This window comes from Cupriavidus sp. GW821-FHT02F09, from assembly GCF_059421605.1.
The window spans coordinates 22353-36775 of sequence record NZ_JBWKVH010000061.1 but is presented as its reverse complement, the minus strand read 5'-3'; the positions used below and the strand labels follow the sequence as shown (position 1 = coordinate 36775).

The following is a 14423-nucleotide window of genomic DNA, read 5'->3' as shown; positions in this document are numbered from 1 at the left end:
GCCGGTCAAAGAAAAGTGACCGGCAGCCCCCGCAGGGGGATGTCGTATGGCCCTTGGGTCCAAAAACCAACGCCGCTCAAAAAAAAAGCGACCAACCCCGCAAGGGCAATGTCGTACGCCACCTAGGATCCAAAAACCATCTCCGCCCCAACAGCGTAAAATCCCATTTAGCCGTGTGATCGCAGCCATACCTCATCCCCCTTTGCACAAGGCTCCCCGCCAAGGGCGCGCATAATGGCTGCAAAAAAATTAGCACGACCGTTCACAAAATTCCGTTTCGCGGATACTATAGCTTTCGACGGGCTGGAAACATCATGAAGGTGCTCGACCTGCGCTGCGCGCAAGACCATCGTTTCGAGGGCTGGTTTGCTTCGGAGGACGACGCGCAATCGCAGATTTCGCGAAATCTCGTCCAATGTCCGGTCTGCGAAGACCATGCCATCACCCGGCTGCCCAGCGCGCCGCGCCTGAATCTCTCGGGAGCGGCCGCCGCGCCGGCGGGCAAGCCGGCCGGGGCGAAGGCCCCTGTGGCGCCGGCGACACTGCAGTCGCTTTACCTGAAGGCGGTAAAGCAGGTGCTGGCGCGGACCGAGGATGTGGGTGAACGCTTTGCCGAAGAGGCCAGGCGCATGCACTACGACGAAGCGCCGGAACGCGGGATCCGCGGCACGGCGTCGCCGGACGAAGTGCAGGCCCTTGCCGAAGAAGGCATCGATACTTTCCAGCTCGTGGTGCCCGATGCGCTCAAGCAGACGGCTCACTGAATAGCGTCCTGTGCCCAAGGCAGTGTTCTTGCCGGCGCATGACGCGCTAGCTAGAACAAACTGCCGGTCTCACACCGGCATCACTGGAGACGGGCATGGATCTCAACTATTCGGCGTCCGACGATGCCTTCCGCGCCGAAGTGCGCGGCTGGCTGGAGGCCAACCTGCCGGCGGAAATCAGCAGCAAGATTCTGAACCACCGCCGCCCCAACCGCGACGACCTGGTGCGCTGGCACAAGCTGCTGGCGGGCCGTGGCTGGTCCGCGCCGCACTGGCCGGTGCAGTATGGCGGCACGGGCTGGAATGCCACGCAGCGCCATATCTGGGACGAGGAAAATGCCCGCGTCGGCGCGCCCGGCGTGCTGCCCTTTGGCGTGGCCATGGTCGCGCCCGTGATCATGAAGTACGGCAGCGAGGAGCAGAAGTCGTACTACCTCCCGCGCATCCTGGATTGCACCGACTGGTGGTGCCAGGGTTACTCCGAGCCGGGCTCGGGTTCCGACCTGGCGTCGCTGAAGACCCGCGCCGAGCTGACCTCGGACGGCAAGCACTACATCGTCAACGGCCAGAAGACCTGGACCACGCTCGGCCAGCACGCCGACATGATCTTCTGCCTGGTCCGCACCGATTTCGAAGCCAAGAAGCAAGAGGGCATCTCCTTCCTGCTGATCGACATGAAGACCCCGGGCATCACCGTGCGCCCGATCATCATGCTCGACGAAGAGCATGAAGTGAACGAAGTGTTCTTCGACAACGTCCAGGTGCCGGTGGAAAACCGCGTCGGCGAAGAAAACCGCGGCTGGACCTACGCCAAGTACCTGCTCGGCCATGAGCGCACCGGCATCGCCCGCGTGGGCAACTCCAAGCGTGAGCTGGGCTTCCTCAAGCGTGTGGCCAAGCAACAGCAGAAGAACGGCCGCCCGTTGCTGGAAGACCCGCTGTTCGGCGCCAAGGTTGCCGCGCTGGAGATCGAGCTGATGGCGCTGGAGCTGACCGTCCTGCGCGTGGTGTCGAGCGAGAGCGCTGGCAAGGGCCCCGGCCCCGAGGCATCGATGCTCAAGATCAAGGGCACCGAGATCCAGCAGATGCTGACCGAGCTGATGGTGGAGGCCGTCGGCCCCTACGCCCAGCCGTTTGACACCGCCTACCTGGAATGCGAGCACGAACACGCGGTGACTGGCTACGACGACGCCGCGCCGCTGGCCGCTTACTACTTCAACTATCGCAAGACCTCCATCTACGGCGGGTCCAACGAAATTCAGAAGAACATCATCAGCCAGATGATCCTGGGGCTGTGAGGAGACACGCGATATGAACTTCAATCTCAGCGACGAACAGAAGCAACTGGCTGACGCCGTCCACCGCTTCATCGACAAAGACTACGATTTCGAGACCCGCAAGAAGGGCATCAAGGCCGAAGCTGGCCATAGCGATGCCGCCTGGGGCGCGCTGGTCGAGCTCGGCCTGACCGCGCTGCCGGTGCCGGAAGCGCAGGGCGGCTTCTCGGGCACGCCCATCGACATGATGGTGGTGATGCAGGAACTGGGCCGCGGCCTGGTGGTCGAGCCGTACTTCGCCACCGTGGTTGCCGCCTACGCGCTCAAGCTGGCCGGCGGCCAGGATGCGCTGCTGGAGCAGGTTGCCGGCGGCGAGCTGAAGCTGGCCACCGCCTTCAACGAGCCGCATGCCCGCTATGCGCTCAACGATGTGCGCGTGACGGCCAAGGGCGGCAAGCTCAATGGCCGCAAGGTCGTGACCATTCACGGCGCGCAAGCCGGCAAGCTGGTCGTCTCGGCCCGCACCAGCGGCGCCGATGCCGACACCAATGGCATCTCGCTGTTCCTGGTGGACCCGAAGGCAGCCGGCGTCAGCATTACCGACTACCGCACCATCGACAACCTGCGCGCCGCCGATATCACCTTCAAGGACGCACAGGGCGAACTGCTGGGCACCGAAGGCGCGGCGTTTGCGCTGATCGAGCAGGTGGCCGACTACGCCGCCGTGCTGCTGTGCGCGGAAGCCGTCGGGGTGATGGACACGCTCAACGCCGCCACGCTGGAATACGCCAAGACCCGCCAGCAGTTCGGCGTGCCGATCGCGCGCTTCCAGGCGCTGCAGCACCGCATGGTGGAGATGTTCATCCACGCCGAGCAATCGCGTTCCATCACGCTGCTGGCCGCCGCCAAGTTCGACGAGGCCAGCCCGGAAGAACGCCGTCGCTTTGCCTCGGCGGCCAAGGCGCGCGTGGGCCAGGCGGCTCGCTCGGTCGGCCAGGAGGCCGTGCAGATCCACGGCGGCATGGGCGTTACCGACGAACTGCCGGCGGCGCATATGTTCAAGCGCCTGACGCTGATCAACACCACCTTCGGGGATGTCGATCATCACCTGTCGCGCTTTGCGACACAGCCGGGCTTCCTGGAAACGGTCTGATCCAGGTTGAATCAAAAAACCGCGCCGGTTGTCCCAGGCGCGGTTTTTTGTTATGAATTGATCTCGTATTTTCTGCCGCGATTCTCGCATCTCGCATCTCGCATCTCGCATTCATCGTTGACGGAGCGGTTCATGTCCACCCTGTATTTCGAAGATTTCGCCGTCGGCAGCAAGCGCGACCTCGGGTCCCACCTGGTGACGGAGGAGGAGATCCTCACCTTCGCCCGCCAGTATGATCCCCAGCCCTTCCACATCGACAAGGAAGCCGCGCAAAAAAGCATCTACAAGAACCTGATCTCCAGCGGCTGGATGACCTGCTCGATCATGATGCGCCTGCTGGTGGACAACATGACCTCCAAGGCCGCCAGCATGGGCTCGCCTGGCGTGGATGAAATCCGCTGGCTCAAGCCGGTCTATGCGGGCGATACGCTGAGCGTGTCGCTGGTGGTGCTGGATGCGCGCGCTTCCTCGTCCAAGCCGGACCGCGGCGTGGTCCACACCCAGTGGGAAGCCACCAACCAGCGCGGCGAACTGGTCTGCACCGTCAAAGGCATGGGCATGTACGGACGGCGGCCCGCCTGACGTTTCTCAAGCCTCATCCCGGCCATCCCGGCCACTACAGACAACACGTGCAACACGTACAACACGTACAACAAGGAGACACCATGCGTACCATCGCTTCGCTCGAAGAACTGGAAAGCCTGCAAGGCCAGGAAGTGGCCGTCAGCGACTGGATCGAGATCACCCAGCAGCAGGTCAACCAGTTCGCCGAAGCCACTGGCGATCACCAATGGATTCACGTGGACGTGGAGCGCGCCCGCCGCGAATCGCCGTTCGGCGGCCCGGTGGCGCATGGCTTCCTGACGTTGTCGCTGCTGCCGGCGTTCATGCACAACGCGCTCGATATGCCGGGCGTCAAGATGGGCGTCAACTATGGCCTGAACCGCGTGCGCTTTACCGCGCCGGTGCCGGTCGGCAGCCGCCTGCGCGCGCGCGTGAAGCTGCTCTCGGTGGAGCGCCTGGAGCCCCTGCCGAACGCGCCCGCGCTGGTCGGCGCCCAGTCCAACTGGGAAGTCACGGTAGAGCGCGAGGGCAGCGAGCGCCCGGTGTGCGTGGCGGAATCCATCAGCCGCCGTTACTCGTAAGCCTGACAGGCCGCGACGGCCGCCACGGCCGTCGCGGCCAGGTGGCGGCCATCCCAGAGCGCAGCTCAGGCCGGCGAACGCGCGGCCGCTATATCTTGCGGCGAGGCCGCGAGCGCCTTTGCGGAACGCTCGGGATTGATCCAGCATAAGCCAATCACGCCACTTGCCAGCAGCAGCAGGGCGTTGATCGTGAAGCCCGCATCAAAGCCGCCGTTCATGCCATGGCGCTGCACCAGTTGCCCCACCACCGCCGGCGCCAGGATGCCGGCCAGCGTGGTCAGCGCCGTGTGGATCGACAACACGCTGCCGCGCTGGCTCTCCGGCACGATCTGCGCGAGCATGGCCGGCGTCAGGGCGAATGCCACGGGCGGCAGGCATGCCGCCACGGCAATCAGCAAGGTCTTGGGCACCGGCGCCAGCGTGATCGATGCGATCGCCAGGTACACGCCGCCGCCTGCCAGCGCGGCCACCGAGATCAGCGCGCCACGCGCGAGCCGCGACGATGCACCTGCGCGCAGCATGCGCTGCGACAGCCAGCTAAGGATCAGCGTGACGGGCATGGCCGAGGCCACGATGGCCGCATACCAGCGCCCGGTGGTGACCGGGTCGAAGCCCAGGCCTTTTTCCAGGTAGGCGGGCAGCCAGGTCAGCCCCAGCGCCAGCGCCCAGTATGCGCAAAAGCCAATGGCCAGGCAGGCCAGCACGGTCGGGTCGCGGAAGATGCGCCGATAGGGCAGGCGCACGGGCGTGGCCGCGGTGCCGGCGCGTGGTGCGCTTGCCTGCGTGAGCGGTCCCTCGCGTCCCACGCAGAGCCACATTGCGCTCCACGCCATGCCGATGCCGGCCAGGATCATGAAATTGGCGCGCCAGCCCCATCGGATCGTCACCAGCGGGATCAGCAGTCCTGCCAGCAGCAGGCCTACGGTGGCCCCCTGGTTGATCATCGCCACTGGCAGGTTGCGCTTGTGGTCCGGAAACCATTTGAACAGCGCGTGCACGGAGATCGGGAAGGCTGGCCCTTCGGCTGCGCCAAGCAGCATGCGGCACACCAGGATGGTCATGGCCGATCCCGCCAGCGCCAGCGGGACCTGCAGCACAGCCCACGACAAGCCCATCGCCAGTAGCAGCCAGCGCGCGGCCACGCGATTGGACAGAAAGCCGACCAGCACGGTGGATAGCGAGAACAGCCAGAAGAAGCTGCTGGCGATCAGGCCGAACTCGGCCGGCGGCAGCTTCAGGTCTGCCATCAGCGGCACGGCGACCATGCCCAGCACGATCTTGTCGAGGAAGTTGATCAGCGAAAGCCAGGTCAGCATCGAGGCCATGGCCCAGGCGCTGCGTGGCTGGTAGGACGCAAGTGTGTTCATCGGTCAGCCTTAAGATCGGTTCAACGTGTTGGCTTGGCGCTCGCTTGTGCTGGTGGTCGCAGAATCCAGGTGCTGCTCGATCAGTGCGAGCAGGCGCTCGGGCTGTTCCAGCATCACCAGGTGCCCGCTGTCGATCTCCGCGTAGCTGGCACCACTGATCGCCGCGGCGAGCGCTTGGCAATGCGCCGGCGGCACCATCTGGTCGTGGCGCATGCCGATCACGAGCGTGGCGGCGCGGATGCGGGGCAACAGCGGCGTGATGTCGATGATGGCGTCGAGCCCGGCCTGGCGGTCGCTGCCGGGCGCCAGGCTCGCGCCGAAGCGCCGCAGCATGCCCTCCACGGTGGCGTCGTCCATGCACGCGATAAAACGCTCCGATACGCCATTGAGCAGGACCATGCGCGCCAGTTGATGGCGGTCCGACCGCGCCAGCGACTGCCACAGCGTAAACAGCAGGCGCATGCGGCTATCGGTGCGCGCCCAGGCGCCAAACAAGACCAGGCGCCGCACGCGTTCCGGCATCAGCGCGGCCGCGGTGGCGGCCACCACGCCGCCTAGCGAATAACCGACCAGGTCCACGGGCTGGTCTCCCGCCAGCGCCATGCAGTCGCGCACCTGTCCGACCAGCGCATCGAGCGTCAGTGGCGCGCCGTCGTCACGGGTTTCACCAGAGCCCGCAAGGTCCGGCGCCAGGCAGCGCCTGCGCTGCGCGAGCCCGGGCAGCAGCGCGGCCCAGTTGGTTTCCGCGCTGGAACTGGTGCCGTGCACAAGAAGAGTCGGCCGTCCGCTGCCGGCCTCGATCAGGCTGGTTCGGATAGGCACCGACGCGATTTCCAGACGTTGCATGTCGAACTCCCTTGGCTTCTTTTGGCGGGCTGGGTGGACAGGCTTACTGGGCGGTGATGCCGCCATCGACCGTGAACTGCGAGCCCGTGATGTAGCGGCCCTCGTCGCTGGCCAGCAGCAGGAACACGCCGACGATTTCCTCTGGCGTAGCCAGGCGGCCAAGGGGCGTGAAGGCTTCGATGCGCGCGCGTGCGGTGCCGCCACCGGCATCGCGCTGGTTCAGCGCGCCCTGGACCATCGGCGTGTCGACGAAGCCGGGGTGGATGGAGTTGACCCGCACCGGCGGATTGAGCGTGGCGCCGTGCAGGGCGGCGGAGCGCGTGAGCAGCGTGACGCCGCCCTTGGCCGCGCAGTAGGCGGCAACCTGCGCGCCGCCCACCTGGCCGTAGACCGAGGAAACATTGACGATGGAGCCACCCGCACCCATCAGCGGCAGCGCGGCGCGGCAGCCCAGGAATACGCCGGTCAGGTTGACGTCGAGCGTGCGCTGCCAGTCGGCCAGCGTGCAATCCGCCACCGAGCCGCGCAGCGCGATGCCAGCGTTGTTCACCAATACGTCCAGTTTGCCGTGCCGTTCGCGCACCGCGCCCATGGCGGCTTCCCAGTCCGCCTCGCTGGTGACATCCAGCGTTTGGTAATGCGCTTGCACGTCTTGCGCCCGCAGCGCTTGCGCCAGGATTGTCCCGGTGGCATCGTCGATGTCGGCGAGCACCACGCGCGCACCGGCTTGCGCCGCCGCGCGCGCAAACGCCGCGCCCAGGCCGGACGCGGCGCCGGTGACCATGACCACTTTGTCTTGCAGCCGCTGCATGTGAAGTCTTCCTCGAACGGTGGGTGTCAATGCAATCGATGTCGTCGATGTCGTCGATGTGGCAGGTGCCGGCGGCCGGGCAATGCTAGGGCCGCTCGCCGGCATGGCGCAGCATAAAGTGCCCCCAGTCCGGCTTGCGCGTCTTCCACCAATAGGCGGTGGCATGGCTCGACCAGTTGTTGATGACCCTGCCGCTGGCCGACTTGTACCAACTGCTGCACGAGCCCGCCCACGCGGTCTGGCCAATGGCCGCCTGCAACGCCTGGTTGAAGCGCGTCACCACCTCCGGGCGCACCTCCATGGAGGCGAAGCGCGCCGAGCGGCAGGCCTGGGTGCACCGCAGGACATAGCGGGCCTGGCACTCGAGCATGAAAATGATGGAGTTGTGGCCCAGGTTGGTATTGGGGCCGTACAGCACGAACAGGTTGGGAAATCCCGGCGCCGTCATGCCGAGATACGCCTCGGGATCCTCGCGCCACTGATCGGCCAGGGTGCGGCCGTGGCGGCCGGTGATGCGGATCGGCGCGAGGAAGGAGCGGGCGTCGAAGCCGGTGGCGAAGACGATGGCGTCGGCCCGATGCCTGGCGCCGTCGGCCGTGACCACGGCGTCGGATTCGACGCGCTCGATGCGGGCGGTCTCGACATGGACGTTCGGCCGCTTGAGCGCCTGGTAGAAATCGTCGGAGATCAGGATGCGCTTGCAGCCGATCGGGTAATCGGGCGTGAGCTTGGCGCGCAGCACCGGGTCGGGAATCATGTGCGCGAGGTAGCGGCGCGCCAGCGTTTCCAGTTCCCGGTTGCGGTCGCTGTCCCGCTGCATGCGCCCGAAGCGCAGTTCACGCTGCAGGTAGAGGTGCCAGCGATGCAGCCGGGCAGTCCACGGGTGCCGTTCGAAGCGCGCCTGTTGTCCGGGCGTATAGGCCTCGCCGTTGCGCGGCAGCACCCAGTTGGCGCTGCGCTGGAATACCGTCAGCTTGCCCGCTTCCGGCGCGATGCGCGGGATGAACTGCAGCGCGCTGGCGCCATTGCCGATCACCGCGACCTGCTTGCCGCGCAGATCGGCGTCATGCCGCCAGCGCGCGGAGTGGAAGGCCGTGCCGGCAAAGTGATCCAGTCCTGCAATATCCGGTGTCAGCGGGCGGTTGAGCTGCCCGGTGCCGCTGACGAGGATGCGCGCGGCGATGGTGTCGCCGTTGCTGGTGCGCACTCGCCACAGGCAGGCGGCTTGGTCGTAGCGCGCCTCGGTGACCTCCGTGCCGAAGCGGATATGCCCGAGCAGCCCGAAGCGCTCGGCGCAGTGCTGCAGGTAGCGATGGATCTCCGGCTGGGGCGAGTATGCGCTGGACCAGTCCGGCTTGGGCGCGAACGAGAAACTATAAAGATGGGAGGGGATGTCGCAGCCGCAGCCCGGGTAGGTGTTGTCCCGCCAGGTGCCGCCCACCGTGCCGGCCTTCTCCAGCACGACAAAGTCGTCGATGCCGGCTTGCTTGAGCTTGATGCCCATGCACATGCCGGCCACACCGGCGCCGATGATGACGATCTGGTCCGCGTCGGGCGTCGTTGACGCTTTCAATGGGCTGTCTCCGTCGTGCTTTTTCTGGGTAGTCGCGGCGCATGCGGCAACGCCTTGGCGCGCAATCGAGAGGCCACCATAGAGCCGATTGCGGATTCGGGCAAGGCACGGCGCAACATGCGTGCCGCCATGTGCCCCAATCTGAATCAGCCGGCGGCGGCGCACAGGCTTGGTGCGTGACGTTTGCGCACTATCGTGGTGCGATAGGTGGCCTGGCGGCCTCTGGAGGCTCGCCAGGCCGTGTGCACAGCCTTGTATACAAGCTTGTATGCCATGGCATGCTAGTTGCAGAAGAGGTACCCGGGGTGCGTTGTTCCTTTATCCAACACGACAATCTGGGAGCTGCAATGAAAAGACGTGACATGCTGAAGCTGTCGGCGGTAGCCGCCGCGGCCTTGTTTGCAACGGCAGGCGTGAGCCCGCTGGCATTGGCGCAGTCCAAGGAGCCGATCAAGGTCGGTATCCTGCATTCGCTGTCCGGCACCATGGCCATTTCCGAGACTTCGCTCAAGGACGTGGCGCTGATGACCATCGACGAGATCAACAAGAGCGGCGGCGTGCTTGGCCGCAAGCTTGAGCCGGTCGTGGTCGATCCCGCTTCCAACTGGCCGCTGTTCGCCGAGAAGGCGCGCCAGCTGATCACCAAGGATAAGGTTGCCGTCACGTTCGGCTGCTGGACCTCGGTGTCGCGCAAGTCGGTGCTGCCCGTTTATGAAGAGCTGAACTCGCTGCTGTTCTATCCGGTGCAGTACGAAGGCGAGGAAATGTCCAAGAACGTCTTCTACACCGGCGCGGCGCCCAACCAGCAGGCCATTCCCGCGGTGGAATACCTGATGAGCAAGGAAGGCGGCGGCGCCAAGCGCTTCTTCCTGCTGGGCACCGACTACGTCTACCCGCGCACCACCAACAAGATCCTGCGCGCCTTCCTGAAGAGCAAGGGCGTGGCGGACAAGGATATCGAAGAGGTCTACACGCCGTTTGGCCACAGCGACTACCAGACCATCGTCGCCAACATCAAGAAGTTCTCGCAAGGCGGCAAGACCGCCGTGATCTCCACCATCAACGGCGACTCCAACGTGCCCTTCTACAAGGAACTGGGCAACGCAGGCCTGAAGGCCAAGGACGTGCCGGTGGTGGCATTCTCGGTGGGCGAGGAAGAACTGCGCGGCATCGACACCAAGCCGCTGGTGGGCCACCTGGCCGCGTGGAACTACTTCATGTCGGTCAAGAACCCGGAAAACGAAGCCTTCAAGAAGCAATGGGCGGCGTGGGTCAAGGCGAACAACCTGCCGGGCGGCGACAAGCGCGTGACCAACGACCCGATGGAAGCCACCTACGTGGGCATCCATATGTGGGCGCAGGCCGTCAAGAAGGCCGGCACGACCGATCCCGACAAGGTGCGTGCCGCGATGTATGGCCAGACCTTCAAGGCGCCGGACGGCTTCACCCTGACCATGGGCGAGAACCATCACCTGTACAAGCCGGTGATGATCGGCGAGATCAAGGGCGATGGCCAGTTCACCGTGGTGTGGAAGACGCCCAAGGCCGTGCGCGCGCAGCCGTGGAGCCCGTTCATCGCGGGTAACGAAGGCAAGCCGGACAAGGTGATGTAAGCAGGGCTCCCGCCTGGCGCTCTCCTGCTCCCCCGCTTGGCCTCGCGGCTGGTGAGAGAGGGGAGGGCGCCAGGCAGTGCCTTTGCCTCTTCGCATGCTGTCCGCCGCTTCGGCGCGGTGGCGGCAAATCGTCACGCCGATCAAGGTGACGCGCGTGCTTCGCCGCGCGCGACTCGCAAACCTTATGCACCGACCCTTATCGTTCTCTCTCGCTTCACGGTTGCGCGCCATGCTGGCCGCGCTGCTCCTGCTGGCTGCGTGCCCGCTGTGGGCCGCGCCGCTCACGCAGGCCGACCTGAAGCCGCTGGCCGAAGACGACTTCGACGCCAAGACCGCCGCGATCACCGCACTGACCAAGGCGCCGGTGGCGCAGGCCGGCCCCATCCTCAAGGCCTTGCAGGACGATACGCTGCAATATGCGCCCGGCGTCGGCATGGTGCGCCAGGACGGCGACAAGCTGGTGGACGCAATCAGCGGCACGCCGGTCACGGTCAAGCCCGATGCGCTCGAAGCGCTCACCCTGAACAACAGCCTGCGCGCGATGGTGGACAGTGCCGCCAGCAGCACGCTGCTGCAATCGCCCGATGCGGCGGTGCGCACGCAGGCAGTCAATACGCTGCTGGACCAGCCGGGCAGCGCATCGCGCCCGGTGGTGGAGGCCGCGCGCAAGGCCGAGGCCGACGCCGGCCTGCGCACCAAGCTCGATGTGATCTGGGCAAATATCGTTCTGGCCGATGGCAGCCGCGACGATCGCCTCGAAGCCATCCGCATCCTTGGCCGCGACAGCAATCCGCAGAGCCGCCAGAAGTTGCAGCCGCTGCTGGAAAAGGACGCCGCCGGCAATTTTCGCGAGCCCGACGCCGAACTGCGCGGCGCCGCGCAGCAGGCGCTCGACGCCCTGCGCGGCGACCAGCGCCGCGCCGAGCTGATCGGCAACCTCTTTGCCGGCCTGAGCCTGGGCAGCGTGCTGCTGCTCGCCGCGCTGGGGCTGGCCATCACTTACGGCCTGATCGGCGTCATCAATATGGCGCACGGCGAATTCCTGATGATCGGCGCGTACGCCACGTACATGGTGCAGGGCGTGTTCCGCGCGCACTTCGCCAGCGCGTTCGACTGGTACCTGCTGTTCGCGTTGCCCGCATCGTTCCTCGCGTCCGCCGTGGTTGGCTTCGTGCTGGAGCGGCTGGTGCTGCGCCATCTCTACGGCCGCCCGCTGGAAACGCTGCTGGCCACCTTCGGCGTGAGCCTGCTGCTGATGCAGGCGGTGCGCACGCTGTTTGGCGCGCAGAACGTGGAAGTGGCCAATCCATCCTGGATGAGCGGCGGCATCGAATGGCTGCCCGGCATGGTGCTGCCGTACAACCGCATGGTCATCATCGTGTTTGCGCTGGCGGTGGTGGCGGTGGCCTGGGCCGTGCTCAACCGCACCCGCCTTGGCCTGTTCGTGCGCGCCACCACGCAGAACCGCACCATGGCGGCTTGCGTGGGCGTGCGCACCTGGAAGGTGGATAGCTACGCCTTTGCCTTTGGCGCGGGCATCGCTGGCCTGGGCGGCTGCGCGCTGTCGCAGATCGGCAATGTCGGCCCTGACCTCGGGCAAGCCTACATCATCGACTCCTTCATGGTGGTGGTGCTGGGCGGCGTGGGGCAGCTCGCGGGCACCATCATTGGTGCTTTCGGGCTGGGCCTGATCAACAAGTTCATCGAGCCGTTCTATGGCGCGGTGCTGGCCAAGATCTTTGTCCTGGTGCTGATTGTGCTCTTCATCCAGAAGCGCCCGCAGGGACTGTTCGCGCTCAAAGGGCGCAGCGCGGAGGCATGATGAAGACTTCACTCTCGAATCCATCCACGGCGGGTTTCCGGCTGGCCGTGCCGGAGCGCCAGCCGCTGTTCTCCGGGCGCAGCTGGACCGCCTTGCTGGTGATCGCGCTGGTGGTGGGCATCGGCGTGCCGGTGTGCGCGCTGCTGGTGCCCGAAGGCCATCCCATGCATCTGTCGGCCTATGCGCTGACGCTGATCGGCAAGATCATGTGCTTCGCGCTGGCCGCGATCGCGCTGGACCTGGTATGGGGCTACTGCGGCATTCTCAGCCTCGGCCACGGCTTGTTCTTCGCGCTTGGCGGCTATGCCATGGGCATGTACCTGATGCGCAGCATTGGCCGCGAAGGCGTCTACAAGAGCGACCTGCCGGACTTCATGGTGTTCCTCGACTGGAAGGAGATGCCGTGGTTCTGGCACGGCACCGAGCATCTCGGTTACGCGATGCTGCTGGTGGTGCTGGTGCCGGGCGTGCTGGCGTGGCTGTTCGGCTTCTTCGCCTTCCGCTCGCGCATCAAGGGCGTGTACCTGTCCATCATCACGCAGGCCATGACATACGCCGCCATGCTGCTGTTCTTCCGTAACGAGACGGGCTTTGGCGGCAACAACGGCTTCACGGATTTCAAGCGCATCGCCGGCTTTGCCGTGGCCGCGCCGCAGACCCGTACCGCCTTGTTCGTGCTGACGTTCCTTGCCCTGCTGGCCGGCTTCATCGCCTGCCGCTACATCGTGACGTCCAAGCTCGGCCGGGTCGTGACCGCGATCCGCGATGCCGAGATGCGCGTGATGTTCTCGGGCTACAACCCGCTTGGCTACAAGCTGTTCGTGTGGACCTTTTCGGCCGTGCTGTGCGGCATCGCCGGCGCGCTCTACGTGCCGCAGGTGGGCATCATCAACCCGGGCGAGATGTCGCCGGCCAACTCCATCGAGATGGCGGTTTGGGTGGCCGTGGGCGGACGCGGCACGCTGATCGGCCCGATCATCGGCGCCTTTATCGTCAACGGCGCCAAGACCATGTTCACGGCCTACTTCGCGGAGTACTGGCTGTTCCTGCTGGGCGCGATGTTCGTGCTGGTGACGCTGTACATGCCGGATGGCGTGATCGGCCTGCTCAAGCGCGCGCGTGCCTTGCGCGCCAGCCCGCAGGCCACGCCGGGCAACGCGGCGAATGCGCCGGCGGCCGCCACCCGCAGCGGAGGGGAAGCATGAACGCAGCACTGGGAGCACAACAGGCCGAAAGCGGCGGCACCACGGGCCTTGGCCGCGTCATGGAGCCGGGCGTCATCGACGTCTCGCACGGCCCCATCCTTTACCTGGAAGACGTGACCGTGCAGTTCGACGGTTTCCGCGCGCTGAACAAGCTTACGCTGTCGATCGACCACGGCGAGCTGCGCTGCGTGATCGGGCCCAATGGCGCGGGCAAGACCACCATGATGGACGTGATCACCGGCAAGACCGGGCCGCGCAACGCCAACGTGAGCGGGCGCGTGTTCCTCGGCCAGAGCATCGACCTGATGCGCATGACCGAGCCCAAGATCGCGCAGACCGGCATCGGCCGCAAGTTCCAGAAGCCTACCGTGTTCGAGCAGCACGAAGTGTGGGAGAACCTGGAGCTGGCGACGAAGGGCGACAAACGCTGGTTCACTGCATTGCGCGCGCGCCTGGGCGCCGAAGGGCATCGCCGCATCGAGGAAACGCTGGCGCTGACGGGGCTGGAGGACGAGGCCTATCGTCCGGCCGGCTTGCTGTCGCACGGGCAGAAGCAGCGGCTGGAAATCGGCATGCTGCTGATGCAGAAGCCGCAGTTGCTGCTGCTGGACGAGCCGGTGGCCGGCATGACCGATGAAGAAACCATGCAGCTGGCCAAGCTGCTCAACAGCCTGCGCGGCACCTGCTCGATGATGGTGGTGGAGCACGACATGGAGTTCGTCGCCGCACTGGCCGGCGATGAGGGCAAGGTGACGGTGCTGGCCGAGGGCAGCGTGCTGGCCGAAGGCACGCTCGACGCCGTCAAGCGCGAGGAGCGCGTGATCGAATCCTATCTCGGCCGCTAGGC

The 14423-nt window shown here is 65.8% G+C and carries 13 protein-coding genes; 9 read left to right on the top strand and 4 right to left on the bottom strand.

The window, feature by feature from the left end; genetic code table 11:
- Positions 1-314 precede the first annotated feature (314 nt).
- The 5 genes from AC07XB_RS35900 to AC07XB_RS35880 all read left to right on the top strand — a co-directional run bounded on the left by AC07XB_RS35900 (position 315) and on the right by AC07XB_RS35880 (position 4339).
- Positions 315-764, top strand: a complete 450-nt coding sequence (locus tag AC07XB_RS35900) for a DUF1178 family protein (protein WP_492832433.1) — start codon at positions 315-317, stop codon at positions 762-764.
- 95 nt (positions 765-859) lie between these two features.
- On the top strand, positions 860-2062 hold the full coding sequence (locus AC07XB_RS35895) for an acyl-CoA dehydrogenase family protein (protein WP_174422901.1): 1203 nt from the start codon (positions 860-862) through the stop codon (positions 2060-2062).
- A gap of 13 nt (positions 2063-2075) precedes the next feature.
- Positions 2076-3194, top strand: a complete 1119-nt coding sequence (locus AC07XB_RS35890; RefSeq protein ID WP_150983763.1) for an acyl-CoA dehydrogenase family protein — start codon at positions 2076-2078, stop codon at positions 3192-3194.
- A 132-nt stretch (positions 3195-3326) separates the two neighbouring features.
- The gene (locus AC07XB_RS35885) at positions 3327-3776 is read left to right on the top strand and encodes a MaoC family dehydratase (RefSeq protein WP_043344764.1); all 450 of its coding nucleotides are present in this window, start codon (positions 3327-3329) and stop codon (positions 3774-3776) included.
- An 83-nt stretch (positions 3777-3859) separates the two neighbouring features.
- A complete protein-coding gene (locus AC07XB_RS35880; RefSeq protein WP_150983766.1) occupies positions 3860-4339 on the top strand; it encodes a MaoC family dehydratase in 480 nt (159 codons plus the stop codon).
- Positions 4340-4404: 65 nt separating this feature from the next.
- Here AC07XB_RS35880 and AC07XB_RS35875 read toward each other — a convergent pair whose 3' ends face one another.
- The 4 genes from AC07XB_RS35875 to AC07XB_RS35860 form a co-directional block, all read right to left on the bottom strand.
- Complete coding sequence (locus AC07XB_RS35875) at positions 4405-5706, bottom strand: MFS transporter (RefSeq protein ID WP_492832435.1); 1302 nt, start codon at positions 5704-5706, stop codon at positions 4405-4407.
- A gap of 9 nt (positions 5707-5715) precedes the next feature.
- The gene (locus AC07XB_RS35870) at positions 5716-6552 is read right to left on the bottom strand and encodes an alpha/beta fold hydrolase (protein ID WP_492376151.1); all 837 of its coding nucleotides are present in this window, start codon (positions 6550-6552) and stop codon (positions 5716-5718) included.
- A 43-nt stretch (positions 6553-6595) separates the two neighbouring features.
- Positions 6596-7363, bottom strand: a complete 768-nt coding sequence (locus tag AC07XB_RS35865; protein WP_492832437.1) for an SDR family oxidoreductase — start codon at positions 7361-7363, stop codon at positions 6596-6598.
- Positions 7364-7448: 85 nt separating this feature from the next.
- Positions 7449-8936, bottom strand: a complete 1488-nt coding sequence (locus tag AC07XB_RS35860) for a flavin-containing monooxygenase (protein ID WP_492832439.1) — start codon at positions 8934-8936, stop codon at positions 7449-7451.
- A gap of 347 nt (positions 8937-9283) precedes the next feature.
- On the opposite strand from AC07XB_RS35860, the gene urtA reads away from it, so the two are divergent.
- The 4 genes from urtA to urtD all read left to right on the top strand — a co-directional run bounded on the left by urtA (position 9284) and on the right by urtD (position 14421).
- Positions 9284-10549, top strand: a complete 1266-nt coding sequence (gene urtA, locus AC07XB_RS35855) for an urea ABC transporter substrate-binding protein (RefSeq protein ID WP_150983768.1) — start codon at positions 9284-9286, stop codon at positions 10547-10549.
- A 184-nt stretch (positions 10550-10733) separates the two neighbouring features.
- Positions 10734-12371 (top strand): urea ABC transporter permease subunit UrtB, encoded by a 1638-nt coding sequence (urtB, locus tag AC07XB_RS35850; RefSeq protein ID WP_492376154.1) that lies wholly within the window; start codon positions 10734-10736, stop codon positions 12369-12371.
- Positions 12371-13576 carry an urea ABC transporter permease subunit UrtC gene (gene urtC / locus AC07XB_RS35845; protein WP_492376163.1) on the top strand — a complete coding sequence of 402 codons (1206 nt, stop codon included), beginning with the start codon at positions 12371-12373 and terminating at the stop codon, positions 13574-13576. Before urtB ends, urtC begins: the two co-directional genes overlap by 1 nt.
- The gene (gene urtD / locus AC07XB_RS35840; protein WP_492376155.1) at positions 13573-14421 is read left to right on the top strand and encodes an urea ABC transporter ATP-binding protein UrtD; all 849 of its coding nucleotides are present in this window, start codon (positions 13573-13575) and stop codon (positions 14419-14421) included. The genes urtC and urtD overlap by 4 nt, the downstream gene beginning before the upstream one ends.
- Positions 14422-14423 lie beyond the last annotated feature (2 nt).